We start from the raw sequence: 18422 nt of genomic DNA on the forward strand, positions 1-18422 counted from the left end.
GGGGAAGACAACTCCGGCGATTTCGCCCCTGCGTCCGAAACAGTCGAGGCTCGCGCTTCCCAATGATCCGCAAATGATTCGCGAACGCTTCGTCGGCCCTTCCCGCGGAAGACACCAGCAGGAGACTCCACCAGGGCTGATTTACTTAGGAATCCAGCGAAAAAACCGAGCTTCGGCTCAGAATTGGGTTTTGATAGCGACGCCTTGCGGCCGAATGATCGTCACCAGGGGCTCGATGAATCTTAACAATCGACGTTTGCCCTCGACGACAGCCGCCCTGGCTAGCTAAACTCTGTGGCTCGATCGAGTTCCCGCCCCACTTCTGTAACTAATAAACCACCTGAACCACCGTGATTTTGATCCTCAAGGGCGGTGCGACCGAGCAGCAAATCGACCACGTCATCGAACGTGTCGAAGCGCTCGGCCTGAAAGCCCACCTCAGCCGCGGCACTTTTCGCACCATTGTCGGCATCATCGGCGATGAATCAGAGATTGTGGTCGAATCCATCCGCGCCATTCCGGGCGTGGCGAAAGTCGTTCCGGTGTTGCCACCCTATAAGCTCGCATCTCGCGAAGCCCATCCAGAATCCAGTGTCGTTGATGTCAGCGGCGTTAAAGTTGGTGGCGGACACGTTTGCTTGATCGCCGGCCCATGCAGCGTCGAAGAAGAAGACCGCATGCATCGGATTGCCGAGTCGATCGCAGCTGCCGGGGCGAACATCCTTCGCGGCGGAGCGTTCAAGCCACGCACCAGCCCGTATGCGTTTCAGGGATTGGGCGAAGAAGGCTTGCGACGCCTGCGTGACGTCGGCCAAGCCCATGGGTTGCCCGTTGTCACCGAAGTCACCGACCCTCGATTGGTTGACTTGGTTGCCGAGTACGCCGACTTGTTGCAAATCGGTGCCCGCAACATGCAGAACTTCGCTTTGCTAAACGAAGTCGGCGCGTCAAAGCGACCTGTCCTACTGAAACGTGGAATGTCAGCCACCATCACCGATTTGCTGATGTGTGCCGAATACATTCTTTCGCAGGGCAATCCGAATGTGATCCTTTGCGAGCGTGGAATCAAAGGCTTTGACCCCGCGACCCGAAACCTCTACGACGTTGCCGCGGTCCCATTGGTCCAGCAACTCAGCCACCTGCCGATCATCGTGGATCCTTCCCACGCGACCGGTAAACCCGAATTGATCCCTGCCTGTGCATTGGCAGGGTTGGCAGCCGGTGCGGATGGAGTTCATATCGAAGTCCATGATTGCCCTGAAGTTGCCAAAAGCGATGGCCCTCAAGCTTTGCTGCCCGAGCAATACGCCGAGCTAGCCCAGCAGATGAAAAGCCTCGCTGAACTACTTGGAAAAACCATTTCACCTTTGCCGGAGACAACCGCGTGAGCCGCCGAACCATCATCGCCGGAAACTGGAAAATGAACATGCGAGCTGACAGCGCTGCGTCGCTCGCCAAAGGCGTCTCCGAAGCGGTCGGCGAAAACCCGTCTGTCGAAGTCGCTGTCTGCCCACCTTCGGTCTACCTGCATCTTGTGTCGGACGTCTTGGCCGGATCGGCTGTCGGACTTGGTGCACAGAACCTGTACCCAACCGCTGACGGTGCCTTCACCGGTGAAGTCAACGCCGCGATGCTAAGCGACTGCGGATGCCGTTACGTCATTCTCGGACACAGCGAACGACGTGCGTTGATGGGCGAAACCGACAAGCAAGTCAGCGAAAAACTGGCTGCGGCAATGGCCGGCAACTTGGTTCCAATCGTCTGCGTTGGCGAAACGCTCGAAGATCGCGAAGCCGACAAGACCGAAGAAGTCGTCGAAACCCAAATCCGTGGCTCGCTCGAAGGCCTGGACGAAGCCCGCGCCAGCGGCGTGGTCATCGCCTACGAACCTGTCTGGGCAATCGGCACCGGCAAGACCGCATCGCCAGAGCAAGCCGAAGAAGTCCACGCGTTCATCCGTAAATTGCTCGGTGAGCTATTCACGACCGAAATCGCCGAGCAGATGCGAATCCAATATGGCGGAAGCGTCAAACCAGGAAACGCCAAGGAATTGCTCGGGCAACCGAATATCGATGGCGCACTGGTCGGTGGCGCTAGCCTGAAAGTCGACGACTTCGTCGGCATCATCACCGCAGGTTGATCGACGGATCGGCAACCTCGCATTTAACATCGCAACCACACAATCAAACTTAAACGGACTGTGAGATCCAATGGCTGATTTATTTCAAAGCGCCGGCTCTCTGCCAGTGAACTTCTTGCCTTTGGCGACACTCGGCAGCGCTGCGCTGGGCTGGGTGATGTTCATCCTGTCGATGTTCCTGATCCTGCTAATCCTCGTCCAACGTGGCAAGGGCGGCGGTTTGGCCGGAGCCCTGGGTGGTCCCGGTGGCCAAAGCGCCTTTGGCAGTAAAGCGGGTGACACCTTCACGGTGATCACTGCGGTATCAGCGATCGTCTGGGGTTTGGTTTGTGCGATCGCGATGTACACGCTTGGCGTTCCGCCAGTCGCTGTTGCTGACGAAGACTTGGATCTGGACACCAAGCCAGCCTTGGTCTCACCCGAAGCCGAAGGCGGTGCGGCCGGTGGCCTAAGCGGACTCGAAGGCCTCGGTGGCCTCGAAGGTCTGGACTCCGGCCTGATGACCGATCCAGCAACTCCACCTGCTGACGACAGCAGCGAATCGAGCGAATCAGAATCGGCTGAGTCGAGCGAAGGCGATGCCTCCGCGACCACCGAAACACCTTCGGCCGAGCTAACACCGGCAGCCCCCGAAACGGAAACTGCCGAAGAAGCCGACACGAGCGGCGAATCCGAGAAAGAAAGCGAGTAATCGCGTGCGGTTGTCGATTGCTTGAGTGGTTCTCCGTCGGTCAACCATTGGCCGATCCCGACTTTTGGCAATTTAGACAAAGCACCAAACTCGCCTTTGGCTGTGCACCACCGCAGCGATGCACGCCGAACCCATCCTAGCACTGATTTGCCCTGCGAATGACATCTGCCTCTGCTGCCCAAGTCGTCGAAAACTCCGATCGCGAACTTTCCGACGGCTCGCGCGCCTATGCAGTCTGCAGCATGACCGGCCAAGGCCGCGCCGCAGGCGATTCGTCACTGGGAACCATCACGATCGAACTCCGTTCGGTGAACCATCGCGGTTTTAAGTCCAGCATTCGCAGCCCCGAGGCGATCACCCCGCTGGAATCACGGATCGAATCCGAACTCCGCCGACACCTTCACCGTGGTGCCGTCAACGTCAGCATTTCGGTCGAACGACACGGCAGCCAGACGCCGGTTCAGATCAACCCCGCCGTCCTAGCTGACTACCTTCGGCAGTGCCAACAGGCGATCAACGACAGCGGCGTCTCCGGCGAACACGTCACCATCAGCACCGCGTCATTGGTTTCCCTTCCCGGTGTTCTTTCCGGGGACCAGGGCCAAAAAGACGACGACGCCCTTTGGCAACAAGTCAGCCTCGTTGTGTCATCAGCGGCTGCGAATCTGACCGCCATGCGACAAACCGAAGGTCAGGCGATGGCGGAAACACTGGTAGCCGACTGCGAGACCATTCGGCAGCACGTCGACTCGATCGCTTCGCTCGCACCGCAAGTCGCCGATCAATACCGCTCGCGGTTGGAAACGAAAGTCAATCGCCTGCTCGCTGACTTTGATGCCGAAGTCGGCCCGACCGATCTTCTGCGTGAAGTCCAGGTGTATGCCGACCGGACCGACATCAGCGAAGAAATCACACGACTGGGAAGCCACTTGACCCTGTTTGAAGCGGTCCTCCGTGGCGAAAACGAGAACGCCAAGTCAAGCCAGAAGCGAAACCAGAACGGCAACCGCGACGAACCCGCCGGGCGAAGACTGGACTTCATCACCCAAGAGATGTTTCGCGAAACCAATACCATCGGTTCCAAAGCGAATCACGCCGGGATTTCGGCACTCGTCGTCGAAATCAAATGTGCGATCGAACGGATGCGAGAGCTGGTTCAAAACTTGGAATAGCCGTTTTGCTAACCTAAGTTTGCCTACCGACCGCCGCCGCGGAAGCCAAGCCTCACGGCCTGCCTTCGCAGCCCAGCGGTTTAGTCATCACCCTATCAACAGCAGCCCCGAAAACACACAGCGCGACAGCTTTGTCGCCACGACCAGGCCATGAGTGAATCGAACGCCGCAAAGTTAATCATCATTTCCGGGCCCAGCGGCGCCGGTAAATCGACGGTGACAAAACGGTTGCTGGCCGAGTGCGAACTTCCGCTACGGATGAGTGTCTCTGCGACCACCCGAAAGCCTCGCCCTGGTGAAATCCCCGGAAAGGCCTATCATTTCGTTTCGCAAGACGAATTTGATCAACTGCGCAGCGACAATGCGTTCCTAGAATGCAAAGAAGTGTTCGGACGCGGACACTGGTACGGAACACTGCGTAGCGAAGTCACCAACGGCATTCGGGCAGGACAATGGGTCATCCTGGAAATCGATGTCCAAGGTGCCTTGGAAGTGATGCAACATTCCGATCTGGATGCCATTTCGCTGTTCATCCATCCCGGTTCGATGGAAGAACTCGAACGACGACTGCGTGACCGGGGAACCGAAAGCGAAAAAGCGATTCAAAGTCGCTTGGAAACCGCCGCCGATGAGATGCGGTTCCTACACGAATACCAATACGAAATTATCAATGGGGCGGTCGATGCGGCCGTCGCCCAAGTTTGCCGAATTCTTAAAGACCACCAGGAGAACCAGGTATGCTCGAAGAACTGAAAGACGAAGAAACCGTCAACAAGGTTGGCGGACGATTCAAACTGAGCACGCTGATCCAAAAGCGTTTGGTGCAGCTCAACCAAGGCAGCCGAGCGCTCGTCAGTGTCGACACCCACGACAAGATGTCGATCGTGCTCAAAGAGATCCTGCAAGACAAGATCTTCTTGAACACCGACAACGAAGTCGAACAAGTCACCGAATTGGACTTGGATGCGACCATCGCAGCGGCAGAAGCTCCCGATCTTGATGCCGCCGATCTGTAGGCACTTGGCGTGACCGATTCGCCAGCAATTGATCCGTCATCTCGCCAACAGGATGCTTCCAAGCGAATCCTGTTGGCCGTTGGCGGCGGAATCGCCGCTTACAAATCTGCAACCCTCTGTAGTCGCCTGGCCCAAGCCGGCCATCGGGTTCAGGCCGCGATGACTCGCTCGGCGACAGAGTTTCTTGGCCCAGCGACCCTGACCGCACTCTCAGGTCGCCACGTCGCGATCGAATCTTTTGACCCCAAGCATCCTCTTGGGCCACATATCGAATTGGCAGATGGCGTCGATCTCATGATTGTCGCCCCCGCAACGGCAAACCTCATCGCCAAGTTTGCACACGGGATTGCCGATGACCTCGTCAGCACGCTCTACTTGCAAAACGTGGCTCCTGTGTTGGTCGCACCCGCGATGAGTGATCCGATGTGGTCAAAGCCTTCGGTCCAACGCAATGTCGCGCAGTTGGCTGAAGACGGTTGCCATCTTGTCGGGCCGGAATCGGGCTGGCTTTCCTGCCGCGTCCGTGGTACCGGACGGATGAGTGAACCGGAAACCATCCTCGACCGCGCTTTGAATATACTGGCGTCTCCGGATCGACGAACACTCGACGACAGCTAAGAATATCGCACCTGCGATCCCGTTCATTATCCGAAAGTCTTATCCATGCCTCTCTTCGTCTTCGGCCATCGCAACCCAGATACCGACGCGATTTGTGCCGCGATTGCCTACGCCGATTTCCTTCGTCGCACCACCCGACCTGACGCGATCGCGGCTTGTTGTGGCGCACCAAACCAACGGACCGAATTCGCGCTCAAGAAAGCAGGGCTGTCTCATCCACGGATCGTGATGGATGTCCGCCCCACCGTCGAAGACGTTTGCCAAACTGATGTCACGCTGGCAACCTGTGACGAGGTTTTCTACGAAGTCTATCGCCGGATGGATGATCGCGGCCTGCGGAGCATTCCCGTTGTCGATCGCGAAAACAATCTCTCCGGCATCGTCACGCTTCTTGATCTGCTGGAACTGGTCCTTAACAGCAACGTCGATCCGACAACCGGTCGGCAGGTCCGAACGAACCTGTCGAAGATCGTTTCGGTGCTCGGTGGCGAGTTCCAACATGCGGTCGAACCCGATCGCGACGAAGACCTGATCGTCAGCGTCGGCGCGATGAGCGCCGGAGGCTTTACCGAACACATCAAGCAATTTCCCGCCGGCCGATTGATCGTCGTCAGCGGGGACCGCCCGACAATTCAACTTCCGGCACTGGAACTGGGCGTTCGAGCGTTGGTCGTCACAGGCGGATATGAACTCAGTGATGGCCTGATGCAACTGGCACAGGCGCGCGGAATCTCTGTCCTGCGCAGCCCCTTTGATACCGCGACAACGACCATGCGGATCAAGGCGGCTCAGCTGATTAGCGGCGTTGTTGAATCAGACTTCATGTCGCTTCCGGCGCGGATGCCTGTTGCCGACGCTCGGCGTGAGATCTTCCGCTCCCCGCAAACGATCTTTCCGGTCTTAGAAGACGGTAAGCTTGTCGGTGTGCTCAGTAAAAGTGACTTGGTTAACCCACCCAAGCCCGAACTGGTGCTGGTCGATCATAACGAAATTGGACAAGCCGTCGCCGGGGCGGATGAAGCCAACATCGTCGAAGTCCTCGACCATCACCGGCTTGGTGGTTCATTGAAATCCACCGCCCCGATCCGTTTGACAATGGAACCGGTTGGCTCGACATGCACGTTGGTTGCAAAGATGTTTCGCCAAGCCGGCATCGATCCCGACCCATCGATGGCTTTGTGCATGGCATCGGGAATGATCAGTGACACGCTGTTCTTGCGTTCGCCGACCACGACATCGACCGATCGAGACATCCTGAATTGGCTGCAGCGATTTTGCAAAGTCCAGTTGGACGAGTTTGCCAACGAGTTCTTCAGTGTCGGATCGGCACTGCGAACTTGCACCCCAGATCAAGTCGTCCGCGAAGACTGCAAACAGTTCGAAGAGGCAGGTCAGAAGTTCTCGATTTCGCAAATCGAAGAGATCGGGTTCGACCTGTTCTGGCAACGCAAAGAAGAACTGTTCAACGCACTGGAAAGCATGGCATCGACGCAGCAGTTGGAATTCAGTGCGCTGCTGGTCACCGACATCGCAAGCAACGGCAGCTTGTTGATGATGAGCCGCGAGCCGCAGGGCTGGGAAGAGATCAATTATCCCGAGCTGGAAGACCGGCTCTACCAGCTCGACGGTGTTGTCAGTCGCAAAAAGCAGCTGCTTCCGCTGATCAGCAGCTTGATGGAATCGAATTGATCGCCGCAGGACCGGCAAACCACCCGTGGATGAATCACGGAGATTGGCTTCAGTTGGGCTGCAAAATGGTCGAAACAGGTGTAACCAAACGAATGCGGTATCGCCGCGGCCGGGTAAATTAAAAACGTCCCGACACACCGTCTTGCACGAACCTGGATCGTATTGGATACTTCTAGACTTCCGTGAGACGTCGTTCATCGTGTTTCGCGGCAGAACATGCCGAAGTGGCGGAATTGGCAGACGCGTTGGATTCAAAATCCAATTCTGGCAACAGAGTGAGGGTTCGAGTCCCTCCTTCGGTACTGGTGGATCACTTCACCGAAAGACAAAGCCCAGCGGAATCATCTCGATCCGCTGGGCTTTTTTCGTTTTCAGCTTCCAATCAGCCGCAATGCGTTAGCCCGCGGTTAACGCTCCACAGAGGTGCTCTTTGAAAGCCTCACAGACGCCCTCTTGAAACGGATACTCGCATCCAAATCAGCCGCAAGGCGCCAGCCTGCGGTTAAAGCTCCATCGAGGCCTTCTTAAAACGAATTCTCGGCCCCTCGGATTTCGCCCAGCTTCAAAAGCAGCCCGGGCTGATACCCCTGTGTTGATGCCATGGGATTCAGTTGTCGCCACCAAAGCGTGCCCCAAGGAAATCCATCACGACAATCGTCGAAAACGGAGCTCAAGATTCAGGTCATCAAGTGCACCGCGCAACCGCTTGCGACATAGCTCCTAAATAATGAGCGGTGCGTCAAAGCCTCACGCCACGAAACCTCGCCGCCTTTGGCAGATCAGCCGTGATCAACCACGAAATCCAAAGCTGCCAAAAGGCCTCGAAGATCCTTGTCAACAGTCAAAATGCGGACTTTCTCCGATGAATCCTTTGAGTTTTCTGTCCTTCGCATTCAGCCGCGAAATCCGAATTCACCTTCTTCGCGATCTCCTGGTTAAACCTATCGCCCAAAAACTTCGAGAAGAGTTTCAGATTGACACGACAAGACGAAGCAGTTGCGAACTGCCATAACGTCAACAGCAGTTCACACGGGATTGCTGACCGAACCGTTTCAGGCTCATCAATTCAATTCCAGCTCTGCAAAGCCCCCACCACACCCGACCGAAATGGTAAAACTTATCTTCCCAATATTCACCCAGCGAGTGATCATGAACGGCAATGCGACTCATTCGGTCGTAATCCTAGATTATCATTAATATTACCCGACTAAGTCGGGTTTAACTTGTACCGTTAGCCGGCAGGAAAGCACCTAAATGTCAGCAGTTGTCGAACTCCGACTGGGTGATCTATTCGATGGCCCAGCCGATCTGATCGTATTACCTTGCTCCACGGGCGGCACGATTACGCGATTCGTCGCAGAACGCCTACTGCAATATTCAATCCCCACTCCAAAACGCGGTATGGCGCATGGTGAAACTCACATTGTGCCATTCACCGGCGCGGAAAACATAGCGCAGTTCGTTGCATTTGCGGCCTCGGTAGACGGCATCAACTCAAGCGCAGATGCGATTGAAGCAATCGGAACATCAGTCGGGGAATTCACGCGGGCCAATGAATCGATTCGCAACATATCCGCACCGCTTTTGGGCGCCGGTGCGGGTGGACTTCAGAGTGAATTGGTGGTTGATGCGCTGACGCGAGGATTTCGAAAATCCGCCAGCGACTCCGCGAGACTTGTTATTCATGTGCTACACCAAAGCGTGTTTGACCGCCTGCAAGGTGTCGAGTCACCATCAAAAGTGACTTCCACACCTCCTGAGTCACCACAACGAGTCTTCATTAGCTATTCAGGAACAAGCGACCGGCACAACGAATGGGTCGCAGCACTTGGGACATTCCTGCGAGCAAATGGAATTGATGCTCGCCTTGACCAATGGCATCTGCGCAAAGGAATGGACTTGCCACAGTGGATGACAAACGAACTTGAATTAGCAGAACGTGTCGTGATTGTTTCGGATTCACGATATCGCGATCGCGCGGACAAACGAAGCGGAGGAGTCGGCTGGGAAACCATGTTGATTCAAGGCGATATGGCACAACAACCGCCTGACAGCCGAAAATACTTGATCGTCGTTCGTGAGGAACAGTTTAAAGATGGGATTCCAAACTATCTCAAAACGAAATTCTCAATTCACTGGTCAAGCACTGGGGATGAAGGAAAACTTCGTGATGACCTCCTTAAAGAACTGTACGATGTAGAACTTGCACCGCCCATCGGTGCTCCACCTTCGCTCTACGTAGCTGGTTAAAATAGCTGCCCCCCGAGTCGCGAAGTCGGGCGTTTTGACAATGGAGAATTTCTCGTCGCGACCGGGCGATTGCCAAAGTCATATCAAGAAGTTAGATGCCACCACGTAAACCCAAAACATCTACTGGTTGGGACACAACACGAATCGGAACATGGGCTTCGATCATCGCGATTCCACTAGCGATTGTCCTATGGTACATAGACGCGATACGTCTTATTTCCTCATCAGCTCCAACTGTAGAAATGTCTACAAAAGGCGCGAACAGCCCTGTGATCGAAGCAGGGCGTGACGCTGTCATTGGCCCCTACACTCCCAATCGCCCCGCCCCACCTGATCCGTCCCCCCACAACCCAACGCATGACACCGCACCCCAGAAGGAATCGGTCATTGGGGGGCGATCGATGGTCTCGTCTGGTGACAATAGCCCCGTGGTTGTTGCAGGTAGAGACGCAGTTATCAACCTCGCTTCAACTAAACCTGACTTCATAACGGATCACGATGGCGCTGGCGCCCTGCTAATGACCCAACCCGACTTTCGTGCTTTCATCTCAGGAGCACTGTCGAGTAAGAACGACAAAATTATCGGACGCATAGTCAATGGGACCCCTGTCGCGAAAATCGAACTCCTAGACGGTGACCCGGAGCAACCGAGTCCACCATGGGCCAAGGTTACGGTTTTAGACGGAGACCTCAAAGGACAGACAGGCTGGATACTAATGACCTCACTTCGAGTGCCCAACTGAGGCAAGCATGACATAACAACGCATTCGCTTTTGGTCAGAAGGCGATAGGACAGTCGGCAAGCAAGCCATTTCATCGAACTTGCATTGGCCTGCTACGGTTCGCGTGCAGCTTCATCCCAAAACCGATTTTCCCATTTCATACTCTAAAGTTTCAGTTGTTTTTGTCGGCGGTGTTTTATTTGCTCCGGACTCTTGCGAAAAAACTCTTGTGCACGCGAAGACGGGAACTGCCGTTACTTGCCTTCTTGCAGTCGTTTTTCCCTTCCAGCGTGATTTTTAGCATTCTTCGACTGACTATGCCGTGTTGACGAACGAACCTCCTACAGCGGCTTCCAAATGCGTTTCGGTTGCTTCGGTTCTGGCGTTGCTACCACAAACTGCATGGCTGGCCTTAATGACGCAACCGAATTCCCGCCAAGCATTTCTTGACACACCTGAACGTTTTGGGCTGAGCCCCGTCGGCTACTGGTGCGCATTTTCTATCTCCGTCGCAGCGTCCATCGTTCTACTCTGCTCGCTGGCCTACCTGTCCATCGCTACCATCTGCGGTTGGGTTCGAGACGATCGCCCACTTTTCATATCGCTGAACGCGATCTGGATCTACGTTGGTACCTTCGCCCTGCTGGCCATACTGCCCGGACTCACAACTCTCGTTCGATCGACCTTCGCTGTTACAAATTTTGGCTGGTATGCTGTGATCGCCACCGGCCTTCCAATTTGGGGTCCTGTCATCCTGTGGTGTTTTGGCAGGGCACTCCCAACGCCCGCTCGCTGGCCCCATGCTGACGGACAACCATGGCATGTACTAGCGCTCTGGAGCGAAATGCTGGCCGAACCGTGCGATGAACAAAAGATGAATGCGGAGTACTATCAGTCGCGAAGCCGGGCAACTTTGGATTGGACAATCAACTCCCGCGAAATGGCTATCGCGGACGCTCGCCGACAAACACACTTTATCGTCAACACATGATACGACCATCGCTCTTCCTTCTTTTGATGACTGCTGCTCTGTCGAGTGCGCGATCACAGGATGCGAATCCGTTCGTCGCGACAGATGAGAGCACGTCAAACGATGCGGATTGGACACCGACTCATCCTGATGGCGATACACCACACGAGCGTATGCTGTCGCTTGCCCACACGGATGCACTACCTCAATTTGACCGTGTCGAACTTTACGCCGTCTCCATTCCGAAGCGGGATCCATTCAACGACGAAAGTCCGAAACCCGAAACAACCGACAAGACGTTTCCGGTTCGCCCGTATGGCACGCACGCGGACGTTCACGCTCATGTCTCATTGACAGGTGGTAACTGCACCAAGTTTCGGCAAGCTTGGCAATCGCTTGCCTTCGATCGACTCGGTGGTGCGTTTTGCCACTACCCTGCATACGGGTTTCGACTATATCGCAACAATGTCCTGTTGTTCGAAACGACAGTCTGCTGGGAATGCCAGAACTTCTATGTCCCGCGTTTTGATCCCGAGAAGCGCCGCTATACTCACGGCTGGTACGGATTTGCTAACGACGACAAAGCGAAGTCGTTGCTCAAATTGTTCCGGTCACTCCTTCCGCATCCCAAGCTGTAAATCGGCGGACCATGTTCTGACGTTTGACCGTGACGACTCCAACTCGTAATGCCTACATCGGTTGCGTTTCGATTAGGGCATGTCTGTAGCGAACACACGATTTCTCGCCGCTTTCCTGCCGGACGGAAGTACCGCCTCTATGCCGTTGCCCATTCGCTTTTCGGGGAACGGCCAACTGACGAGCAAGGCTGGGCGGTCAACGTCACACTGTGCCCATACAACCAAGCAGAACGGTGGCGGTAACCGATCCGTGAAGTCAAAGTTTTTGAAAAGGATGATTCCTTGCCGCTGCTCGGCCACCCCAGACGCTAGCCGAAAGAAGCTCTCTACATTCTTACCATTGGGATCCTGCGAGTTCAAATGAAGCTCAACCTTAAAAAAGACCGCGTCACACTCCGCAAGTACATCGAAAAACGCATTCGGGACTACCCGGTCTATGAGAACCTTGGCCCTGGTGACGATGAAGCCGCTATCGCTTTGCTTACCGTTGGCTACTACGCGGCTCAGGGCGGTTATGTAAATCTCGTATTCGACACACGTGAGCAAGCAGAGGTTGATGGCGAATGGACCGTCCATATCGACAATGAGACCAGCACCTGTCCGTTTCCGAAATGGAACGCCGCCTGCGAAGCAATCTATGAAGGCAACGCCGTAGTCGTCACAAAACACGATGGGACTGAGGTGAAATTCCCTGACGCCGACGACGAAGAAACGATTCAAGCCGTATTTGGGGATATGATTGTCGACTTGATTACCGAACTTCGCGACGATGGCACGCTGTCCAAGCTACCTTTGGCCCCCAATGCATTTATGGTTGTCGAAGAATTCGACGGTCAATTTCTCTTCCCAACTTACGAAACTCGCAAAACGGCTGGACGCATCCTGCAGTGACAGAGAACGATCCAGTTCACCGGAGCCAGGATTGCAAGGTTTCGAAAATGGGTAGCCAACTTCCCGTGCCCCGTGTCGGGTGACGTTACCAACCTCAAAGACTGTAATTGACCAAACATGCAACAAATTCTTGATTCGCTCCTGGAGTACCTCAGCGGCAATTGGCCCGAACTCGTTTGGATTGTCCTTGTTGCTGGAGTGGCGTCTTACCTTGCCGGTCGTCGGTCTCAGCTTCAATGGCGCAATCGAGATTTCATGAACCGACTCAATGTGTCGCTAACTTCGATTGACAACGGCACGCTTAAGATTCGGACGATCCTGGAGACGGACGCTGAAGATATCTTTTTGAATCGTGCAGCGTCCTCGCGAATCGTCGAATTGGCAAAACTGACCACCGCGTCAGATCCGTTTATCCCTATCCCGCCGGACGATCGCTGGTTCTATTTGAATTCTGTGCTCAATGAAATTAGCGAGCGTTTCGCATTAGGGCACCTGAAGGCCGACGCTGGACAACCTGTTGCCTCTGAGTCTTACTTGCTGTGCCTGACCTGTGAACGAGCGGGGGCGGTTCGTACTCAGAAGATCCGTGCGATGCTTGTCCGAGAGGAACTTTTGCGACAGTTACCAGACGAAGAGCCGACTTACGAAGCAGCGTCTCATGCAACTCGCTGGGACACATTGCAGAAAATGTCTGCAAGATGGACGGAGGACCCCGATGTTTTCCTCCGCCTTGAACTGTACTTGTGAAACTGGCGGCGACTTCGATGTCAATTAGCGATCGGATCCAAGACGTGCTGGCGAATTGTGTTTTCGATGTGGAGTAAACCTGTCGCAATGTGTGTGATCCTTGGCGTTCCTCCGAATATGGTCTGCAACATGCCGCGGCACAGCGAAGTTCTAAAACTTGCAATACAAACGTTTGCGGACGTGCATGGACGGTGGCCGCGATCAATTGAAGAACTCGATCCATACGGGATGCGCAATTTTGGTCGCTATCAACTATCAGGGTTCAACGACGCAACGGAATCAGAAATCAAACTGCGTTATGTTCATCGGACAGGAAAATCCGTGGTCTGTGTTTCTCGAATAACAGAGGAATCGTCTGGCAACTAGGCGCCGCCAAGACTCCACCACGCGGTTCGCCGGTAAAAGCGATTTTCGTAGCATGCAACACTACATCGTTCCCAGAGACTGGCTGGTTGCCATCTCGCTGTTGAGCGTCGGTGCCGGACTTATATTTCCTCTCACGCTACGCCATGATTGGATCGGTACGCTTGCCGTTGCTACGATGCCCTTACTGGTCGTCCCTGTCTTGTTGTTCGGGTGTTACTGCATCTATTCTCACGCGCGCACTGTCATCAAATCGCTCCAATCGTCAACGGACGACGACTCGGAACAATGACCAGCAAGCCGGTATCCTTCAATTCCAAGGAAGTACGGGTTGTCAGTTTCTGAGAATCGATGTTTGACTCTCTGTCTTTGCTGAACCGCGACGTTACCCGCAAAGAACGTTGCACGCCGAATAGCCAGCACTTTCACCCACAACGTTGGATCGAACCATGGAGCCGACTGCTTTGACAATGGACAACCTCTAGCGGCGGTCGGGTGATCGCAATTGTTTTGCGGCAAAGTCAATCTCAATAGAAGCGAGCCTAGGCAAATGGCGAAATCACACTACATGCGGTTCACAAGCAACATTGAAAGCACACTTGATCGTATCGGCGGGCTTCCAACGCATCTGCCACCCGAATTTCCAAGTTGCCCCAGCAACGAAGAGCCAATGGCATTCATCGCGCAATTTCAGTGTATTGAGTCCCGCATTCCAGTAGACGATGCTAGGCTAGTCCAGATTTACCAGTGTGCAGACGATGATCCTTGGCCAGTCGCGATTACGATTCCAAAGGATGCTCCTGAAAATACCGAATGTCTCGGTGTACCTCAGCCACTACTTGATCCGGCAGCCATCAATTGGAATGTCGTCAACGAATCGGTTGAGCCAGGCGACTGGAATACCGTGGAAGCATTGCCGCCAGAACAGGAGGGGCGTCTTCAATCATCGAAGGCAGGCGGTTTTTGCTATTATGATGACTTGGTAGAAGATGGAGAGCGATTCCTGCTTCAACTGCAAGAACCAGATGCATTGCGCTGCGTCTTTGGGGGCCAAACTCTCGTCTTGCTGCTTGACCGAGCTGGCAAACCGGAAGCTCGCCTTGGTTGATTCTAATTCAAACTCAACATTCCGTATAAACAACGGATGTACTTGCATTGCCGTGTTGGGTTTCCTGAAGTGGTGAGTCGTTCGCGGCGACCACATGATTTGTGTCGTTCTACATCAGAGGATTTATGGCTCTCACGAAACGCCGCAACAATTGGTACGGAGAAGACCACGCAGACCTGCGTAAGGAACTGGCTCGCTACAGCACAGTGAACGGGTATCCGATCGATAATTTCACCAATGTAAAATGCAAATGTGGCTGCCAACTCTTCGAGCTGTATACCGACGAGGAACAAGGTGCAGCGATGCGTACCTGCACGCAGTGCCACAACGAACACTTGATGGGCGATAGTGCAGACTACGTCAGCGAGGCCGAACTAGTACCGCACGAATGCAACTGCAGAAAAGACCAGTTTCAAATTGTTGTTGGCGTTCATCGATATAGAAATGCTGATGATTCAGTTTCCGACGACGTTCGATGGCTCTATATTGGTTGCCGATGCCCTAAGTGCAACTTGCTTGGGTGTTATGCCGATTGGAAGAACGAGTTTGAAGAGTATCGCAAGTTGCTGCGACGGATGTAGCCGCATCAAACTGAGGCATAAAAAGCGTTGAACACGGAGCCGTGGATCGGGCGGCGTTGAATTAAAATCTCTTCTTGCCGCGTCCCGATCAACGCGGGCGGTCTTCAGCAAAATGTCCGACGCAATTCTTTCAAAGATTCAAGAGCTATTTGGCGTTGAGAAGTACAACTCGCTCGTACGCCAAGTCTCTGAGACGAAACGCCGACAGAAGTTCAAATACTGGCAGGAAGATCTGTTTAAAAAGTTGGCAGCCAACTCTGAATTCAAGATCATTTCTGTCGACGAATACGTTGCAGCATTCGAGCATGCTCCGACTGCCAACTTAGAAATTACCCGCGAGCAGTTCTTGGCTGATCCGTGCAGCTTTTGGATGAAGCCGGTTACAATTCCAGACGACTGGTTCGTGGAAGCGTGGGATTCCGACGAGCAATTCAGAGGCAACCAGAGTGCTGAATACATTGACGAAGCCAGCGCCAACGGAGATCTGAAATGCATGCGAGACGGCCTAAAACGCTTGGCTAAACTGCTTCCGATCGAACGCTCGATCGAACTCTATTGTGCTGTGCGTGATGAATCTCCGCACCGTGAGCCAGAATACCGTCCGACATTCAAAAAGGTTTTCGGCAAAGATTTTGATTCATTCCCCGATCCGATTGATCAAGTACGGTTCCTCATCTGTGACTCCTGCCAAATGGCGGACGTGTCGTTCACTGTACCCGGTTCGACAGAGAATTCGCTCACACCTCCAGATTCAAAATGTCCGAATTGTGGCGGATCCCGATCTGACTGCACTGCAGAATTCACCTAAATACAGCAGTTTCATCGCATGCTCCGGAGCGGCGGTGGCCAGCGTGTGCTGAAAGCAATATCAACTCCCGCCATCCGGTGATGGCGGTGCGTCATATGACTCAACAATGGATTCAAAGCTACAACAAATTCAAGCGACGTTGAACGCAGCTGACGAAACGGATGTAACTCGTCTGGACGAATCACATATCCGGAAAATCCGACTTTCGTTTCCAAACGTGCCGAATGACTACCTCGATCTTTTAAAGACAATTGGCTGGGGGAACTACGGATTTGTAGTTTATTCGGGACCAGTTCACCCCGATGAAATTTTTGGTGTGGATGGTGCTACAGATATTCGGCACTTCCTGATAATTGGTGACAACATGGCGGGCTGGATGTTTGCATACGACACAACACAAACTCCATGGAGAATGGTACTGCTGAACCACAACGTTCCAGTACATACCGGAAACAGTCCAGCCGATTTCACGTCGTTTGTTTTGGCAGAATTAATCCGAGAGTGAAAACGCCGCACAACAATGCTGTGCAGGTGATGACGGATTACGGTAGTTGCTTGACCGGATGTTCGAATCTCCATCCCCCGTGATGCCTGACGTTTCCCTTGGCATGACACCTAACTGGCTTTCAGCTTTCTAATGGGCAATCACAAATTCGAAGAGATGCAACACTTCAAGAAAGGATTCGAGTTACAAGTTGGGGTTACCGCGGTAGCCGTTGTAGCTGCGTTCCCCTTACTGTGCATTACGTCGGAAGTGATTTTCGGCACGACCAATTCGATCTTACTTCGCCTCACTCGTTCGCTAGCGTGTTTGTTCTTTGCAACAATGATATGGCGTGGCTCCCGAATCTTCCGCATAGGAACTGCGATCCTTTCCTTTGCGATATCATTGCTGACTTTTGCTGTGTTTCTACTAGTTGCATTGTTCAATCCCAATGGGCAAGACGCTCGGACTGCGAATGCTGTCTTTATGGTGTACCTTGCCTTTATGGGCGTGCTGTTGCTTCTGCCACCGGTCGCAAGGTTTCAGACCCTACAGGTTCAGCGAAGGCGTCGCAAAGCAATCGACACGGAGCCGTGAAACCAAAGTTTTTGAAAGGGGTGACTCATCTCCGCTAGCTTATGCCCAAAAACGGATTCATTTGAAATAACTGAATTCGGTTGAAATATGTCCGTCACTCCAACAAGAAGATACATATAAAGAAGTCTCGATTTCATCGCCTCGAGGTTTATACAACCCGAGACGGGCACGGCCATCGCCGTAAAGAACGCTACCTTCACGGAGTGAAGGGCGACAATCGAATATCAAGAGGCTACCCAAGCCCCCTTGGGCCGGCGAGTTGGGTTATAAACGTGGGTGATCGATCCAGGTGTCGGGTGATCTCCGACGTTATTCAGCAAACTTGAATATCCCATGTGGATAAGGACTGGAATACAGCATGCCCATTACGATGAACGATCTCACAATAAGCCCTAGTGGTGTGGACATGGATGATCTACTGAGCGACTGGGAATGGGCGATGCCAGAACCTCTTCGTCCGGTTCTCCTTACTGCAATGGGTGACGTTTTCGCTCAAGGCGAATCGGGTGCGGTGTACTTCATCGACATGGTCGAGGGAATGATCAAATCGGTTGCTGACGATGGTCCGTCGTTCCAATCTCTTCTATCAGATACAAAATTCGTGACCGACCATATGTTCCCTTCGCGGATCATTCAGCTACGGAACGCCGGAAAGTTACTGGCGCCCAATCACGTCTACAGTCACGCGCAGCCGTTGGTGCTTGGGGGCAATGATGATACGGACAACGTCGAAGTGACCGACGTCAGTGTTCATGTTGGCATCCATGGCCAGATTCACCGTCAGGTCAAAGATCTTCCGGACGGTGCATCCATCGACAGCATCAAAATCGAGTGAACTCGGAGCTGAATTTCCATGCATCCACCAAAACGATGGTGGGGTCCCAAGCCGACATGAAATCTGCGGTTCTTGATCTCTTGAGGGCGTCTGGAAACTCGG

The 18422-nt window shown here is 53.7% G+C and carries 19 protein-coding genes and 1 tRNA gene; all 20 read left to right on the forward strand.

The genetic code is table 11. The features are described from left to right. Positions 1-350 precede the first annotated feature (350 nt). Positions 351-1388: a 3-deoxy-7-phosphoheptulonate synthase gene (gene aroF / locus LOC67_RS08210; RefSeq protein WP_230262090.1), complete on the forward strand. Its 1038-nt coding sequence runs from the start codon at positions 351-353 to the stop codon at positions 1386-1388. Next, positions 1385-2140, forward strand: coding sequence for a triose-phosphate isomerase (gene tpiA, locus LOC67_RS08215; RefSeq protein ID WP_230262092.1), 756 nt, complete (start codon positions 1385-1387; stop codon positions 2138-2140). Before aroF ends, tpiA begins: the two co-directional genes overlap by 4 nt. 70 nt (positions 2141-2210) lie before the next feature. Further along, positions 2211-2831, forward strand: coding sequence for a preprotein translocase subunit SecG (gene secG, locus LOC67_RS08220; protein ID WP_230262094.1), 621 nt, complete (start codon positions 2211-2213; stop codon positions 2829-2831). Between the two features lie 158 nt (positions 2832-2989). Next, positions 2990-4003 (forward strand): YicC/YloC family endoribonuclease, encoded by a 1014-nt coding sequence (locus LOC67_RS08225; protein ID WP_230262097.1) that lies wholly within the window; start codon positions 2990-2992, stop codon positions 4001-4003. A 150-nt stretch (positions 4004-4153) separates the two neighbouring features. Then, complete coding sequence (gmk, locus tag LOC67_RS08230; RefSeq protein WP_230262099.1) at positions 4154-4756, forward strand: guanylate kinase; 603 nt, start codon at positions 4154-4156, stop codon at positions 4754-4756. Further along, positions 4741-5019 (forward strand): DNA-directed RNA polymerase subunit omega, encoded by a 279-nt coding sequence (locus tag LOC67_RS08235; RefSeq protein ID WP_230262101.1) that lies wholly within the window; start codon positions 4741-4743, stop codon positions 5017-5019. The genes gmk and LOC67_RS08235 overlap by 16 nt, the downstream gene beginning before the upstream one ends. Before the next feature lie 9 nt (positions 5020-5028). Further along, entirely contained in the window at positions 5029-5637 is a 609-nt protein-coding gene (locus LOC67_RS08240) for a flavoprotein (protein ID WP_230262102.1), read from the forward strand. 45 nt (positions 5638-5682) lie between these two features. After that, positions 5683-7326 (forward strand): putative manganese-dependent inorganic diphosphatase, encoded by a 1644-nt coding sequence (locus LOC67_RS08245; RefSeq protein WP_230262103.1) that lies wholly within the window; start codon positions 5683-5685, stop codon positions 7324-7326. A gap of 218 nt (positions 7327-7544) precedes the next feature. After that, positions 7545-7628, forward strand: a tRNA-Leu gene (locus LOC67_RS08250). Between the two features lie 952 nt (positions 7629-8580). Next, positions 8581-9576, forward strand: coding sequence for an SEFIR domain-containing protein (locus LOC67_RS08255; RefSeq protein ID WP_230262104.1), 996 nt, complete (start codon positions 8581-8583; stop codon positions 9574-9576). Between the two features lie 242 nt (positions 9577-9818). After that, positions 9819-10319, forward strand: a complete 501-nt coding sequence (locus tag LOC67_RS08260) for an SH3 domain-containing protein (protein WP_230262105.1) — start codon at positions 9819-9821, stop codon at positions 10317-10319. Between the two features lie 394 nt (positions 10320-10713). Next, a complete protein-coding gene (locus tag LOC67_RS08265; protein ID WP_230262106.1) occupies positions 10714-11289 on the forward strand; it encodes a hypothetical protein in 576 nt (191 codons plus the stop codon). 26 nt (positions 11290-11315) lie between these two features. Further along, entirely contained in the window at positions 11316-11906 is a 591-nt protein-coding gene (locus tag LOC67_RS08270) for a hypothetical protein (RefSeq protein WP_230262107.1), read from the forward strand. Positions 11907-12266: 360 nt separating this feature from the next. Further along, positions 12267-12797 carry a hypothetical protein gene (locus LOC67_RS08275; RefSeq protein ID WP_230262108.1) on the forward strand — a complete coding sequence of 177 codons (531 nt, stop codon included), beginning with the start codon at positions 12267-12269 and terminating at the stop codon, positions 12795-12797. A 117-nt stretch (positions 12798-12914) separates the two neighbouring features. Continuing rightward, positions 12915-13544 (forward strand): hypothetical protein, encoded by a 630-nt coding sequence (locus LOC67_RS08280; protein ID WP_230262110.1) that lies wholly within the window; start codon positions 12915-12917, stop codon positions 13542-13544. A gap of 913 nt (positions 13545-14457) precedes the next feature. Continuing rightward, entirely contained in the window at positions 14458-15015 is a 558-nt protein-coding gene (locus LOC67_RS08285; RefSeq protein ID WP_230262112.1) for a hypothetical protein, read from the forward strand. A gap of 125 nt (positions 15016-15140) precedes the next feature. Next, on the forward strand, positions 15141-15596 hold the full coding sequence (locus LOC67_RS08290; RefSeq protein ID WP_230262114.1) for a hypothetical protein: 456 nt from the start codon (positions 15141-15143) through the stop codon (positions 15594-15596). Between the two features lie 112 nt (positions 15597-15708). Beyond that, the gene (locus LOC67_RS08295; RefSeq protein WP_230262116.1) at positions 15709-16404 is read left to right on the forward strand and encodes a hypothetical protein; all 696 of its coding nucleotides are present in this window, start codon (positions 15709-15711) and stop codon (positions 16402-16404) included. A 106-nt stretch (positions 16405-16510) separates the two neighbouring features. Continuing rightward, positions 16511-16909, forward strand: a complete 399-nt coding sequence (locus LOC67_RS08300; protein ID WP_230262117.1) for a hypothetical protein — start codon at positions 16511-16513, stop codon at positions 16907-16909. Between the two features lie 934 nt (positions 16910-17843). Then, positions 17844-18320 (forward strand): T6SS immunity protein Tdi1 domain-containing protein, encoded by a 477-nt coding sequence (locus LOC67_RS08305; protein WP_230262118.1) that lies wholly within the window; start codon positions 17844-17846, stop codon positions 18318-18320. The last annotated feature ends 102 nt before the right edge of the window (positions 18321-18422 follow it).

It is taken from the genome of Stieleria sp. JC731 (assembly GCF_020966635.1).
Taxonomy (GTDB): domain Bacteria; phylum Planctomycetota; class Planctomycetia; order Pirellulales; family Pirellulaceae; genus Stieleria.

What these genes read in the sequence shown, in the direction of transcription:
- secG (WP_230262094.1), top strand. Translation starts at nt 2,211, where the DNA reads ATGGCTGATTTATTTCAAAGCGCCGGCTCTCTGCCAGTGAACTTCTTG.
- LOC67_RS08225 (WP_230262097.1), top strand. Translation starts at nt 2,990, where the DNA reads ATGACATCTGCCTCTGCTGCCCAAGTCGTCGAAAACTCCGATCGCGAA.
- gmk (WP_230262099.1), top strand. Translation starts at nt 4,154, where the DNA reads ATGAGTGAATCGAACGCCGCAAAGTTAATCATCATTTCCGGGCCCAGC.
- LOC67_RS08235 (WP_230262101.1), top strand. Translation starts at nt 4,741, where the DNA reads ATGCTCGAAGAACTGAAAGACGAAGAAACCGTCAACAAGGTTGGCGGA.
- LOC67_RS08245 (WP_230262103.1), top strand. Translation starts at nt 5,683, where the DNA reads ATGCCTCTCTTCGTCTTCGGCCATCGCAACCCAGATACCGACGCGATT.
- LOC67_RS08255 (WP_230262104.1), top strand. Translation starts at nt 8,581, where the DNA reads ATGTCAGCAGTTGTCGAACTCCGACTGGGTGATCTATTCGATGGCCCA.
- LOC67_RS08260 (WP_230262105.1), top strand. Translation starts at nt 9,819, where the DNA reads ATGTCTACAAAAGGCGCGAACAGCCCTGTGATCGAAGCAGGGCGTGAC.
- LOC67_RS08265 (WP_230262106.1), top strand. Translation starts at nt 10,714, where the DNA reads ATGACGCAACCGAATTCCCGCCAAGCATTTCTTGACACACCTGAACGT.
- LOC67_RS08270 (WP_230262107.1), top strand. Translation starts at nt 11,316, where the DNA reads ATGACTGCTGCTCTGTCGAGTGCGCGATCACAGGATGCGAATCCGTTC.
- LOC67_RS08275 (WP_230262108.1), top strand. Translation starts at nt 12,267, where the DNA reads ATGAAGCTCAACCTTAAAAAAGACCGCGTCACACTCCGCAAGTACATC.
- LOC67_RS08280 (WP_230262110.1), top strand. Translation starts at nt 12,915, where the DNA reads ATGCAACAAATTCTTGATTCGCTCCTGGAGTACCTCAGCGGCAATTGG.
- LOC67_RS08285 (WP_230262112.1), top strand. Translation starts at nt 14,458, where the DNA reads ATGGCGAAATCACACTACATGCGGTTCACAAGCAACATTGAAAGCACA.
- LOC67_RS08290 (WP_230262114.1), top strand. Translation starts at nt 15,141, where the DNA reads ATGGCTCTCACGAAACGCCGCAACAATTGGTACGGAGAAGACCACGCA.
- LOC67_RS08295 (WP_230262116.1), top strand. Translation starts at nt 15,709, where the DNA reads ATGTCCGACGCAATTCTTTCAAAGATTCAAGAGCTATTTGGCGTTGAG.
- LOC67_RS08300 (WP_230262117.1), top strand. Translation starts at nt 16,511, where the DNA reads ATGGATTCAAAGCTACAACAAATTCAAGCGACGTTGAACGCAGCTGAC.
- LOC67_RS08305 (WP_230262118.1), top strand. Translation starts at nt 17,844, where the DNA reads ATGCCCATTACGATGAACGATCTCACAATAAGCCCTAGTGGTGTGGAC.